At 44.9% G+C, this 11990-nt stretch carries 12 protein-coding genes and 1 pseudogene; 11 read left to right on the top strand and 2 right to left on the bottom strand.

What is annotated here, in order from left to right:
• The first annotated feature begins 558 nt into the window (after positions 1-558).
• A complete protein-coding gene (locus F6K38_RS16870; protein WP_008179628.1) occupies positions 559-1758 on the top strand; it encodes a DegT/DnrJ/EryC1/StrS family aminotransferase in 1200 nt (399 codons plus the stop codon).
• A gap of 372 nt (positions 1759-2130) precedes the next feature.
• On the opposite strand, the gene F6K38_RS16865 is transcribed toward F6K38_RS16870, so the two are convergent.
• Entirely contained in the window at positions 2131-2472 is a 342-nt protein-coding gene (locus F6K38_RS16865; RefSeq protein ID WP_131827243.1) for a hypothetical protein, read from the bottom strand.
• Between the two features lie 117 nt (positions 2473-2589).
• A pseudogene (locus tag F6K38_RS16860) lies at positions 2590-2691 on the bottom strand (transposase); the annotation flags it as partial.
• A gap of 458 nt (positions 2692-3149) precedes the next feature.
• On the opposite strand from F6K38_RS16860, the gene F6K38_RS16855 reads away from it, so the two are divergent.
• The 10 genes from F6K38_RS16855 to F6K38_RS16810 all read left to right on the top strand — a co-directional run bounded on the left by F6K38_RS16855 (position 3150) and on the right by F6K38_RS16810 (position 11725).
• On the top strand, positions 3150-6110 hold the full coding sequence (locus F6K38_RS16855) for a S8 family serine peptidase (protein ID WP_287356994.1): 2961 nt from the start codon (positions 3150-3152) through the stop codon (positions 6108-6110).
• A gap of 33 nt (positions 6111-6143) precedes the next feature.
• Positions 6144-6299, top strand: coding sequence for a hypothetical protein (locus F6K38_RS16850; protein ID WP_008179625.1), 156 nt, complete (start codon positions 6144-6146; stop codon positions 6297-6299).
• A 104-nt stretch (positions 6300-6403) separates the two neighbouring features.
• Positions 6404-6652 (top strand): cyanobactin biosynthesis system PatB/AcyB/McaB family protein, encoded by a 249-nt coding sequence (locus tag F6K38_RS16845; RefSeq protein WP_008179623.1) that lies wholly within the window; start codon positions 6404-6406, stop codon positions 6650-6652.
• Between the two features lie 149 nt (positions 6653-6801).
• Positions 6802-8259, top strand: a complete 1458-nt coding sequence (locus F6K38_RS16840) for a zinc ribbon domain-containing protein (RefSeq protein ID WP_287255365.1) — start codon at positions 6802-6804, stop codon at positions 8257-8259.
• A gap of 191 nt (positions 8260-8450) precedes the next feature.
• Complete coding sequence (locus tag F6K38_RS16835) at positions 8451-8987, top strand: Nif11-like leader peptide family natural product precursor (protein WP_008179620.1); 537 nt, start codon at positions 8451-8453, stop codon at positions 8985-8987.
• Positions 8988-9122: 135 nt separating this feature from the next.
• Positions 9123-9305 (top strand): hypothetical protein, encoded by a 183-nt coding sequence (locus F6K38_RS16830; protein WP_008179618.1) that lies wholly within the window; start codon positions 9123-9125, stop codon positions 9303-9305.
• 41 nt (positions 9306-9346) lie between these two features.
• Positions 9347-10204, top strand: a complete 858-nt coding sequence (locus tag F6K38_RS16825; protein ID WP_287356992.1) for a class I SAM-dependent methyltransferase — start codon at positions 9347-9349, stop codon at positions 10202-10204.
• A gap of 77 nt (positions 10205-10281) precedes the next feature.
• Positions 10282-10575 carry a hypothetical protein gene (locus F6K38_RS16820; protein WP_008179613.1) on the top strand — a complete coding sequence of 98 codons (294 nt, stop codon included), beginning with the start codon at positions 10282-10284 and terminating at the stop codon, positions 10573-10575.
• Between the two features lie 414 nt (positions 10576-10989).
• On the top strand, positions 10990-11364 hold the full coding sequence (locus F6K38_RS16815; protein ID WP_008179610.1) for a hypothetical protein: 375 nt from the start codon (positions 10990-10992) through the stop codon (positions 11362-11364).
• Between the two features lie 43 nt (positions 11365-11407).
• Positions 11408-11725 carry a hypothetical protein gene (locus tag F6K38_RS16810; RefSeq protein WP_008179608.1) on the top strand — a complete coding sequence of 106 codons (318 nt, stop codon included), beginning with the start codon at positions 11408-11410 and terminating at the stop codon, positions 11723-11725.
• Positions 11726-11990: the final 265 nt, after the last annotated feature.

Below are 11990 nucleotides of genomic sequence, written 5' to 3'. Positions count from 1 at the left end.
ACTGTGAAGAATCTTGGCCTTTAGGCCACGCGATCGCGTTCAACCTTTCACCTGCTCTAGGTCGATCTTTTCGAGGCAAAATTCATTCACAGATGCTTGACGACGAATCATCATCTCCCTTACCCAATCACGATTGCCTCGCTTAATATACTCTTCAATACAGTAAGCATAATAGCCAATGTGATTAGACTCGTCACTGATGAATTTATCGGATATCGTAGTTACCTTCTGTAAATCTTAAGGTCTGGCGTAGGCTTGCAGCACAGGACGCAAAAGAATTGGAATTTAAGTAAAATTTAACTAATTAAATTGGCTATACCGAACTGGCTGTGTAAAAATGTTATAAAATAATTATAGCAGTCCTAAATGATTCGTTAAATCTATTGGCCAAAGCTATCGCTATAACCCTTGCACAGCAACGATTACAGATGCTGATTTTACAAATAAATGATTTAGGATTGCTGTAGTATAATCCTGATTGGACGGTAATTTGAGTTTTTAAGCGATGCAGCGCGGTCTTGGGGGTTTCCCCCATGAGCGACTGCATCAAGAGATAGAATGATTTTTTCTAAAAACCCCATCCAATCAGACCTAGTCGGGAATAAGCACGGTTTTATAGACACTAGGTTCGGTAGATCCAAAATTCCCTTTGAAGGCTATAGTTTTCGCTTTGAGTTTCTCAAAAAACAGATTCTTGAGTTATTTGACGAAGTAATTTTATCTGGAAAATATACAGGACGCGGAAATCGTGTTATTGCTCTTGAAAAATCGATAAAAGATTTATGGGGAACAACCGGAATTGCCACATCATCTGGAACTATCTCTTTGCAAATAGCACTCATGTGCGCTGGAATCAATCCAGGTGATGAAGTAATAGTGCCTTCATTAACATTTATTTCAACAGCTTATGCTGTAAATGCAGTCGGAGGTATTCCAGTATTTGTAGATATAGACCCCAAAACACTAACCATTAATCCAGATGCAGTCTTGGATTCTATTACTAGCAAAACAGTAGCGATTATCCCAGTACATATGTATGGGCAAATGGCTGATATGGACAGATTAATGGATATAGCTAAAAAGTACAATCTAAAAATTATTGAAGATTGCGCACAAGCACATGGGGCTACTTATTATGGCAACTATGCTGGTAGTATGGGAGATTTTGGTTGTTTTTCTTTCTATAATGGTAAAAATATAGGCGGATTAGAAGATGGTGGCATGATCACAATGCAAGATGCAAAGAATGTGTCACAAGTCCTTCGTTTATCTGATTTAGGTAGAATCCCTGGAAATCGTTATAATCACGAGGTCTTTGGGCTAAGAGGGCGTATGGGAGAGTTTACAGCCGCATTAATAAATTTAGAATTAAAATTCTTAGAAGAGTGGAACCAACGTCGTAATTATATTGCTAATTATTACAACGCTCATTTTGATGGTTTACCACTACAGATTCCTTTTGTTGCTCCAGGGCGAACTCATGTTTATTATCTATACACTGTGATAACGGATTCAGTCCAGACAAGACAGAAATTAGAAGACCACTTAATTTCTGTTGGCATCGAAACTATGAGAATATATCCGAAATTGATTCCAGATCAACCTGTTTATCAAAATGGTTTACCTCATCGGGTAGGACGATTAACAATAGCAAAGCAAATCGTGGAAAGGTTATTATCTTTACCAGTCTATCCAGAATTGGAGATGACGGATCTTAACAGAATAGTTAAAGCAGTGCAGCAAGTATTTTGCCAGTAGTCGATAGTCATACCAAATCCCCTTGATTTAGGAGGTGTTTTTTGTAGGGCAATGTATCAAAAAGGTTGGTAATCGGAGTATACCTGAAAGGTGTTTGACAGGGCTTCTGGACTATGAGAGCAAGCGTGAGGATGATTTTAGCGATAGCGGTGGCATTCTCGCTTACTTAAGTTAGGTTGGGAGCGATCCCGTTTCCTTAGGCGAGAATAACACAAAATCATCCCCACTTGCGGCCGTTGTGGACAAATTATGACTGTCAATCTACGGAGCTGGATGGCCCAAAGGATGCTCCCAGGACTGCCAGATCGCTAACACTCGATTTCGTGTGCCTGCCACTGGCCAGTATAATAGACATCTTGCAAAAGTATTTTTCTAATAGTGTTCTTGATGCAATAGCGAGTGGGGGAAACCACGGCAGTCGCTCATGGGGAGGGGCTGTGTGCGGAACCTGCGTCCGCACCGCTGTTTGCCCCGTGGAAACCACGGCAGTCGCTCATGGGGGAAACCCCCAAGACCGCGCTGCCTCCCCAAGACCGCGCTGCCTCCCCAAGACCGCGCTGCCTCCCCAAGACCGTAATGGTGCGCTTTCCGTGATGGCGAGGGATTGCTCGCCGCCACGGGTCGCACCTCTGCATCGCTTTGCGTCAATTCTTGTCCACTGTTCCGGTGATCCGCTGTTCCCTGTTCCCGACAACTGCCGCGAAGTCTAATCAAACCTGAGATTGAAAAATGGTAGTAAGCGAGGGCAGGCATCCGCTTCGCCACGAAATCCCTGGCAGTCCTGTGAAGATGAACAGAATTTTTAGGCTCTACGGAACCTACTGTGTAAAACTAACCATCAAAATGCCAAGTTAAAAAACTTCTCAGTCTGAAATTATCAAAATTTATGAATCCATCGGCTCTTCGTTTAATTAGCTTCAGCTTATTGTTGATTATGTGATGCCATAATTCTTAATTATCTCTATTGGCCTTGGCTGTTGAGATTATTATTTAATAATAAATCTCTAAGTCAATATTTACAAGATTTAGATTAATTAATTTATTAATTATTTTTTTGACAGTTACTCGAAATTACCCAAGAGGTTGGAGATAAATTATTATAAAAATTCATATTTATATTGAAAGACTGAGCCGATGTTGAGGTAATCTCCTGTCAATAGGAATCAACTTCTTCTTGATGAATGTCAAATTTTGTGAATGTATTCAACATTTCTTAATATATTCACTATTTCATGAGAGGAGTGTATATAATTGCTATCGGGGTGAAAGCTATAGGGCGCTGCGCCGCAGTGGCTAAGGGATTCCAGCGCTAGTAGCTTCACTAAATCTCCCCTGAAGACGGGAGGTTCAAGGACTCCCTTCTCCCTAGCACTTCTCTGGATAACCAATAGATGTTTAACTACTCAGCGTCAAAATTGCCTGGACTTCAATCCCTGTGGGATGAATCTATTGGCGATTCGCGGGTATGTGTAGCCGTTCTTGACGGATCAGTTGATCTATCTCATCCCAGCTTTCAAGGGGCTCAGCTAACTAAGCTGCCTACACTGGTTTCAGATGCTCCTGTGGGGAAGATGGCTAGTCATGGTACTCACATTGCCAGCGTAATTTTTGGGCAGCATGGTAGTCCAGTTCAGGGAATTGCCCCCGGTTGTCGTGGGCTGATTGTGCCAGTATTCTCTGATCGTCAGAATCGTTCACTGTTGCAAATAGACCTAGCTCGAGCCATTAATCAGGCGGTTGAACAAGGAGCTAATGTCATAAATATCAGTGGAGGCGAACTCAGTGAATCTGGTGCAGCAGACCCCATTTTAGAAAAGGCTGTCCGTCACTGTCATGAGAATGGTGTTTTAATCATTGCAGCAGCGGGAAATAATGCCTGTGAATGTCTTCATGTTCCGGCAGCTTTGCCCTCGGTACTAGCTGTGGGTGCAATGAATGACCAGGGATTGCCAATCGATTTTAGTAATTGGGGTCAGGCTTACCAAAACCAGGGAATCTTGGCTCCTGGTGAAAACATCTTGGGAGCCATGCTTGGTGGAGGTACCACCCTAAAATTTGGGACTAGCTTTGCGACTCCAATTGTATCTGGGCTGGTAGCACTGTTAATGAGCATCCAGCTCAAACGAGGAGAAAAACCCGATCCTCACTTCATCCGTCAGGCACTGCTTGAAAGTGCCTTACCTTGCCACCCAGATACAGTTCCAGATGCTCGTCGTTGTCTGGCAGGTCGTCTCAATATTCCTGGAGCATATGAGTTGATTACTAAAGGGGAAACACAAGAAATGTCCAATCAGAATTGGGAGGTGGAAAGAATGCAACCCAGTGAAGCCAGTAATTTGGGTTCGGCTGAATCGGTTAATCAGCAGCAAGTCTACGAAACGACGGTTGTCCCCAGTGCTAGTTCTGGACAAATGGGAGTCGTTCCCGCTGCCCATCATCAACCAGTTCAGCAAGCCATGCCAGTTCAACAGGGAATGCCCGTTCATTATCAGCAGATGGGAGTCGTTCCCGCTGGCTATAATCAACCGGTTCAGCACGCCATGGCAGTTCAACAGGGAATGCCCGTTGATTATCAGCAGATGGGAGTCGTTCCTGCTGCCCATCATCAACCAGTTCAGCAAGCTATGCCAGTTCAACAGGGAATGCCCGTTGATTATCAGCAGATGGGAGTCGTTCCCGCTGGCCATCATCAACCAGTTCAGCAAGCCATGCCCGTTCAACAGGGAATGCCCGTTGATTATCAGCAGATGGGAGTCGTTCCCGCTGGCCATCATCAACCAGTTCAGCAAGCCATGCCCGTTCATCCAGTTCATCATGGGCAGATGGGAGTCGTTCCCGCTGCTCAGACTGCACCCATTCAGCAAGCCATGCCAGTTCAACAGGGAATGCCGGTTCATTATCAGCAGATGGGAGTGGTTCCCGCTGGCTATAATCAACCGGTTCAGCAAGCCATGCCCGTTCAACAGGGAATGCCGGTTCATTATCAGCAGATGGGAGTGGTTCCCGCTGGCTATAATCAACCGGTTCAGCAAGCCATGCCCGTTCAACAGGGAATGCCAGTTCATTATCAGCAGATGGGAGTGGTTCCCGCTGGCTATAATCAACCGGTTCAGCAAGCCATGCCCGTTCAACAGGGAATGCCGGTTCATTATCAGCAGATGGGAGTCGTTCCCGCTGCTCAGACTGCACCGGTTCAGCACGCCACGCCCGTTCAACAGGGAATGCCGGTTCATTATGGGCAGATGGGTGCGGTACCCGCTATAGCTGCTAACACCGTTGCTCCTACTAGGGTTACCCCCAGCGGTGTCGTCCCTTCCATGGGATGTGGCTGTGATAGTGGGTCAAAGGCTTTGGTTTACGCAATCGGCACCATTGGCTATGACTTTGGCACAGAGGCTCGTCAAGATAGCTTTAAGCAGCTGATGCCCTTAGTGGATTCTCAAAACGTTAATAGAGAAGTTTCAGCAGAGAATGAAAATACTGAGACTGCTGTTCCTGCTAATCCATTTGATGTGAGGCAGATGACTAACTATCTTCTGGGTACTCCCATACTCGATGGCAATGGTGATCTGCAGCTAGATAGCCAGAACGACTATGAAGTCCGCCGTAATGAGGGAACAGACAACCTATCAGAAACTCAATCCCTGATTTGGACATTGAATCTAGAGCTGACCCCCATTTATGCTATTGAGGCGAAAGGTCCATCTGCTCAATTGGTGTACAAGCAATTGAGCAAGTTTCTAGAGGGGCAGGCTTTGCCACAAATTGCCCAGAACGATTACAACAAAGGATACATCGATAAAGTTTCAATCCCAGGAATTTTAACAGGTAAAACCGTTCAACTATTCTCTGGTCAAGTTGTTCCTGTACTTGAACTGTATAATCTGCGAGGACTGTACGGTTGGCACATTGAGATCTTAATCCAGGATGTCATTAACGCAGTTATGGCAGGCGGCATAGATGAAAGCCTGTTGAATCAATTGATTGAGGCGACCGATTATGCATTAAGAGCGTTTCTACAACGCATTTACTACGATCTGCGTAATCTTGGTCAAACCTCCCAAGAACGTGCTTTCAACTATGCTGCGACCAATGCCTTTCAGTTTGCAGATGCCTTAGTGACTGTACTACAGACTTCGTCGAGTTCAACTGCTGGGTCTATGCAGCTTGATACCATTGGGGTTGAACGAAGCCCCTTCTGCCGAGTCGATTCAGACTGCTGGGATGTCAAGCTTAAGTTCTTTGACCCAGAAAACGATAGACGAGCCAAAAAAATCCTGCGATATACAATTGATGTTAGCGATATTATGCCGGTGACCATGGGTCAACCCAGAATTTGGGATGCGCTCTAGTCAGATATTTTTTTTAAAAAAGGAGAAACGGCCATGAAATGTCCTAAGCAAGCTGTACCTGTTCAACGTCCTTCCACCTCAGCAGCAATATCTAACGAGAAAGGGGTTAAACCTAGCACTACTGCCTTTGAGGAAATACTGAGAGGGACATCAGGTGCATCAGGCTTGGAAGTAACCCTCAAATTCTGAGTCCAAATTGATTGGATTTGATGAGGGAAACTGGTCTGTGCTAGGTAGTTACAGACCCATCAACAACCATTAACAAAGGTAAACATCCATGACGCGATCAAGTTATGAAACTACCGAAGCAATCTGTACCCGTTAAAAGACCAGACCTGATTGACCCTTCCACAACAGTAGACCTGCAAATATTAATAGATGCAGGGGCAGTGGAGGAGTTGCGCAACCTTAAATTTGATTTACTTCATGGTGCCAACTATAACAATCCCATGAGATTCTTGATGCCAGCCAACTTCTGTGGCTGTCAGATATTCTCTGGACAGTCAAGAGCAAGATGCTCAGCTACCTATGGTGGGCTTTAGAGTTGAAGTATTGCTTAGCTTAGAAGTTGAGCGCCTCGCAGCCAAACCCCTAAAAATAGGGATAATAATGTATTTAACCGTATAAATCAGACATGGACAATTTACTAGCGCTATGGTATAATTAAAATAGGACACAGAGTTTTGCGACCATGCCAAAAAAAGTAGGAGCAACCAGGAAGATATCGACTCAAATCGTCCCTGTAGTGGGGATAGCAAAGTCGGTTGAGCTTGAGTTACTGTCTACTATGAAAAAACTTGGTGTGGTTCGCTCTGAGTCTTACAACAAATTGGGAAGCATTAGCTACTGGGGACTCGACTGGAAAAAAGCATACCCAGAAGTCAGGAGTTTTAGAAGTCCCGAATCCCTGGGATTGCCCTCTAAATTGATGGAATGGACGGTCAGTGATGTAGCCAAGGCCATTACAGCGAGCCAAGCTGCTTGCACTGAAGCGGTAATTAAAAAGGTTTACAAAAGGTTCCCTGGGAAAGATAACCAAAAGAAGCGGAAAGAGCTTTGCAAACAACTTAAGACCGTAGCTTTCCTCGATAACTCCCTCTTACACAGATTTGTCAGAAAGGAATTTCAGCGGGGACATTCTTGGGGTAAAAACCAGATAGTCTATCAACAAGGAGGGTACAAATGCAAAAGACTTTCCCGTAATACTTACCAGTTAGAAATAGCTGGATTAAAAAGAGGGAAGAGGAACAGGATAGTTGTTAGGTCTAACCGAAAAATAAAAGGACAAATAAGGTTAATCCACAACCAACTCCTGCAAAGATTTGAAATTCACTTCTTGGTAGACTATGGAACCGTAGAGATTTCATCTGAACGTCGGAGTATAGGAGTAGACAAGGGTTACACTGAGGCTTTCTATGACTCAGAGGGTCAAGCTCACGGAAAAGAACTAGGAAAAGTAGCCACCAAAAAGTCTGAGCGCATATGTGCAAAGAACCGGAACAGGGGTAAGCTTTGGGCACTTCATAGAAAACTAGAAAAAATAGACCCGGCCAAGTCGGCTCGAATACTCGAAAATAATCTGACCAGAAAAACAGAAAATCGCCGTTACAGAAAAAATCAATCAGAACTGACGGCGATAATAGGAGCAGCCTCTAAGTCTCTTTTTAATGGGGAATCTTTAAAGGTGTTTGCTGAAGATTTAACACAGCCGATCCGAAATAAGCGCCAGTCTAAGGCCGTGTCCCGCAAACTCAATAGTTGGATGAAAGGAGTTATGCGAGATTCTTTGCAGAAATGGGCTGATTGGACTGGCTCGCTTGTCACAGAAGTTCAGCCTAGTTACACGTCGCAAATTGACTCCAGAAATGGAACCCTGTTGGGGAAAAGGACTGGGGACAATTTTACCGGATTTGATGGGGTCGTGTTACAGGCTGACTGCAATGCTGCTAAGAACATCCTTGCCAGAGGTACAGACAAGGAGATTTCTCGGTACATGAACAAGACCGAGGTTCAGGCCGTATTGTTGCGTCGTACCGCGCGTTTTTTGAAAGGGATGGGACTTAGTCTGCTTGATGCAGTCGAGCTTGGATGGATTGACTCTAAGCATACCAAAACTAAGGCTTTCAAGGAACTCCTCAACGGGATTTGAGGAACGCCTAGAAAAGATGAGTGGAAGACTTACTCCAATGGTTCATGACCACTCCTCACTCAGGCAACAAGAAAATGCACCTTGACCGTTTGATATTGGTTTGTCCCAATTAATACCGGTTTAAGAGTATCCCGATTTGATGGTGTTGGCTCGACTAACTAACTCCAGGATTCAACTTAGTAATAAAAGCCATGAATATTCACCAGGCCATTTATCGAACAATAGCCAAAAAAAAAAGCAAACCTCCGAGTACCTCAGAAGCTGAGCCGACGGTTCAACTGACTGAAATTGTTGACAAATTATTGGCAAAGCTACAGAAACAAAGCAACCTGCAACATTTTTCCTGGGTTGTTCAAAACGACCCTAATCTGCAAGCAGAACTGAACAAGATAACGGATAAAGGTGCCTTTGTCGAACAATTGCTGGCTCTCGCCAAAACTCAGGGTGGTTACAACTTTGCCGCTCAAGATGTGATGACAATGCCTGGATCGTGGAGTGCTAATTCTGTTGAGGAGCTGATCTCAGCATTCTACAAATTGGCCCAGGGAAGCCTGGAACACTTTCTGACAGATGTTAAACAAGATCCAGCCTTGCAACAAAAGCTAAGTGAGAAGCTGCAGACAACAACTGACAAAGGCAACCTTGCCCAAGTTCTAGTCAAACTCGGTAAAGCGGAAGGTTATTCCTTTACAGCAGAAGATGTTGAAGAGGTCGCACAGGGAATCTGATTAAACTTGATTCAGGAGAAACGGTGATGAAACTTCCCATTCAAGCTGGGCATGTCCCCCCTTGGTTAGGGTATGTGTTAGGCGAAAACTCACATCTAATCAAGTAAGTAACAGCCTAGTTCAGGAGAAATAATCATGAAATTACCGAAACAAACTGCACCCATTCAACGAAAAGTTTCCGGGACTACCCTGTCCTTGAATAATGGTGTCAATGGTGTTGAAGCTAGTGACACTATAGATGATGTTCTTAGAGTTACGGAGGCTGTAGCTCCAATTGTAACTCCAGTTTTAACGGCAGCTATAGGCTCTCTTATCTAGCACTAATTGTCTCGTAGGAATGATCCTTCAGGAGTCTGAGCATGAGTCTTACTTCCTTACCCGTTCAAGACATCTCTGATACAGCCTTCCTCACAGCCTTCTATCGGGTTCTGGAGAGCGATCGCCCAGACGCTCATTTTCAGGATCCCTATGCCCGGATTTTGGCGGGAACTCGGGGACAGCAGGTGTTGCAGCAAATGCCCCAGCAGGAGGCCCACGCCCCTGGGTGTATCGTGCGCACCTGTGTTATGGACGAGTTGATTATCCAGAGTATTGAGCAAGGGGGAGTCGATGCAGTTCTGAACTTAGGAGCAGGACTTGATACCCGTGCCTACCGTCTGCCTGTACCAGCTTCACTCCTGTGGATTGAGGTTGATTTCCCTACTGTCTTAGACTATAAAGCTAGTAAACTGGCTAGCATCAAGCCTGGGTGCAGACTCAAATCTGTTCCCCTTGACGTGACCAATTCCCAAGCAAGGCAGCGTCTTTTTCGGGACATTGGCTCTGAGACAAAAAAGGTACTGATCGTAACGGAAGGGCTGCTTGTCTATCTGAATCCTGAGCAAGTTGCAGCCCTAGCTAGGGATTTGTGGGCACAGCCCCAGTTGAGTTGGTGGCTCACGGATCTGGCTTCCCATAGTGGGTTGCAGCTCATCCAAAACAGTCTGGATCAGGCTACAGCTAATGGTGAAGCCAAGCTTCAATTCGCTCCTGCCGAGGGGACAAACTTTTTTTGGCAATTAGGTTGGGAAACCACTGAATTTCGTTCTCTCCTAGAAGAAGGACAGCGTTTGCAGCGTTTAGACCTGCCTGAGGCACTGCTGGCGTTATTATCCTCCCCAGAACATCAAGAAAGTTTGCGCAAGTTAGTTGGCTTTGCTTTGATGAGGCGATCATAAGGTGGAAGGGAATCATTCCTAACTGACTCTCTTTCTGTCTAACCATTGACGAATTAACTAAAACAAGGAGCAATCATATGAAACTTCCAGTTCAAGTTAAGCCCGTTAGCCGGGACTCCCTAGGAAAAACTTATTTAGGCTTCAAGACTGGTATTAATCCAATTGCAGCTCTAAACCAAGGGCGGCAAGTGCAAGCATCTAATGGTAATCTTCTAGCACCACCACCACCGGTTAACCCTGGGCCAACAGCTCTGCCACCCATCTCACAAAACTGTAAAAACTGCATAGACCAGCAAGTGGGGCAAGGTCTGTCAAGAAGCGCAGCCTGGAATGCTTGCTTCAGCATCCCGACTATATGCCCAGGGGCGTAACATTGCTCGACCCTAAAATTCCTGGGTGAGGGGCTCAAAGCCCCTTAAGGTCACGCAAATCGCCGTTTTTTTATACTATTGGGTTTAATAATAGAAAAACAGGGGCGAAACCGCTGCCACTCGGGAGCTTCAGCGAACCGAAAAATTGAAAATGAAACAGCCCTGCGAATATATGCCCGTGAGCAGAGACTTATTCGGAAAAACCTAATTTAGGTTTCAAGGCTGCTAAATTCTGGGAGCGTATTAGAACATATAGTCGCGAACCTAAATGATAGCAAATGTGTGATTGCACTAGTTTTCTAAGTGCCATCACACTTTCTGTGCATAATTGCCTCTAGGGAGGTATCCTCAATAATATAAAGTCTGGTTGAACACCCTTAATGAAATCCCAAATTTCAGAAGGGAAAAAAGAGTATGAAACTTCCAAATCAAGCTTCACCCGTCAGGAGATTGGTTGTCCAGAACTATTTAGGTGTACAAGAGACCCTAGAGGAAGTAGCTAGCCAAAGGAACTCTTGGGAGTTGAAGCTAAAAAAAGAAAATGATTCCTCCTCTCCCTTCGAAGATATCAAGAAAACATTTGATATTGTTGCAAAATCTGAGTTGGAGGAAGTTTCATCTGGGGAAAGCAGTACTAAGGAAACCCCTAACCCCATTCCTGAACCTCCTGATCAGATTCAGGAATACCCCAGTGATACTGGACTTTGGACAAAATTGGGAAGGATTCTGCAACACCTAGCGATGCCAGCAATTTCCCGTCCGTCCGACTCTTCTGGCAGGGTAGTTTGAACACCCTTAATGAAATCCAAAATTTCAGAAGGGAAAAAAGAGCATGAAACTTCCAAATCAAGCTTCACCCGTCAGGAGATTGGTTATCCAGAACTATTCAGGTCTACAAGATACCCTAGAGGAATTAGCTAGCCAAAGGAACTCTTCGGAGTTGAAGCTAAAAAAAGAAAATGATTCCTCCTCTCCCTTCAAAGATGCCGAGGAAACATTGGAGGAAGTTTCATCTGAGGGAAGTAGTACTAAGGAAACCCCTAACCCCATTCCTGAACCTCCTGATCAGATTCAGGAATACCCCAGTGATATTGGACTTTGGATAAAACTTTGTAACTTCTTTTCCTGCATCAAAAATCCCCCCATCTAATATCAAGTCTGGTTGAATACCCATAATTAAGGAGAGAGTGGGGAGGGTGGGAGGTGTGGGGAGATGGGGAGATAGGGAGATTTTTATTAAGGGTAATTATCCCGACATGATATAGCGCTACGCGCAAGTCAGAAGTTAGTGCGGCTTGTTCCTACTAGGAGCCTCTAGAAAATAGAGGGGTATGAGTAGGGGACTTCGCGAGGAATAAAAACCTCAAAAGTCTAACTGTCTAACGGATGCGGGTGAAAACCCCGCCCTTCAGGAG

Origin of the sequence: Moorena sp. SIO3B2, from assembly GCF_010692525.1 — a bacterium.
Taxonomy (GTDB): domain Bacteria; phylum Cyanobacteriota; class Cyanobacteriia; order Cyanobacteriales; family Coleofasciculaceae; genus Moorena; species Moorena producens.
This window is presented reverse-complemented; position numbering and strand designations above follow the sequence as displayed.

Bases quoted from the DNA above. Each gene is read 5' to 3' on its own strand.
- F6K38_RS16855 (WP_287356994.1), top strand. From the start codon at position 3,150: ATGTTTAACTACTCAGCGTCAAAATTGCCTGGACTTCAATCCCTGTGG.
- F6K38_RS16830 (WP_008179618.1), top strand. From the start codon at position 9,123: ATGAAATTACCGAAACAAACTGCACCCATTCAACGAAAAGTTTCCGGG.
- F6K38_RS16815 (WP_008179610.1), top strand. From the start codon at position 10,990: ATGAAACTTCCAAATCAAGCTTCACCCGTCAGGAGATTGGTTGTCCAG.
- F6K38_RS16845 (WP_008179623.1), top strand. From the start codon at position 6,404: ATGAAACTACCGAAGCAATCTGTACCCGTTAAAAGACCAGACCTGATT.
- F6K38_RS16840 (WP_287255365.1), top strand. From the start codon at position 6,802: ATGCCAAAAAAAGTAGGAGCAACCAGGAAGATATCGACTCAAATCGTC.
- F6K38_RS16820 (WP_008179613.1), top strand. From the start codon at position 10,282: ATGAAACTTCCAGTTCAAGTTAAGCCCGTTAGCCGGGACTCCCTAGGA.
- F6K38_RS16850 (WP_008179625.1), top strand. From the start codon at position 6,144: ATGAAATGTCCTAAGCAAGCTGTACCTGTTCAACGTCCTTCCACCTCA.
- F6K38_RS16870 (WP_008179628.1), top strand. From the start codon at position 559: ATGATTTTTTCTAAAAACCCCATCCAATCAGACCTAGTCGGGAATAAG.
- F6K38_RS16825 (WP_287356992.1), top strand. From the start codon at position 9,347: ATGAGTCTTACTTCCTTACCCGTTCAAGACATCTCTGATACAGCCTTC.
- F6K38_RS16810 (WP_008179608.1), top strand. From the start codon at position 11,408: ATGAAACTTCCAAATCAAGCTTCACCCGTCAGGAGATTGGTTATCCAG.
- F6K38_RS16835 (WP_008179620.1), top strand. From the start codon at position 8,451: ATGAATATTCACCAGGCCATTTATCGAACAATAGCCAAAAAAAAAAGC.